The organism is Burkholderia sp. SIMBA_051, assembly GCF_046534915.1.
GTDB lineage: Bacteria > Pseudomonadota > Gammaproteobacteria > Burkholderiales > Burkholderiaceae > Burkholderia > Burkholderia ambifaria.
This window is the reverse complement of sequence record NZ_JAWRXS010000762.1, coordinates 1-243: the sequence shown is the minus strand read 5'-3', so window position 1 is coordinate 243 and position 243 is coordinate 1. Positions and strand designations below refer to the sequence as shown.

Annotated in this window: 1 pseudogene; it reads right to left on the bottom strand. The window is 64.6% G+C overall.

The features are described from left to right. Window positions 1-243: pseudogene (locus tag SB771_RS36520) on the bottom strand (UDP-forming cellulose synthase catalytic subunit); the annotation flags it as partial.

Here is a 243-nt window from a genome sequence, read left to right as displayed (position 1 = left end):
CCGGTCAGGTTGGACAGAACGATGTGCGGCAAGGCGTAGGCCGCCACCATGATGGCCGACGCCTGGAACACGTTGGCATGGAAGAACAGATAGGCCAGCGGCGCCGTCAGGAACACCACCCGCGGCAGGCCGAAGAAGAAGTGCAGCATCGCGCTCAGGTAGCAAAGCCGCTGCCCGATCTTCAGGCCCTTGCCCAGCAGCGGATTGTTGGTGCGGATGATCTGCGCCATGCCGCGCGCCCAG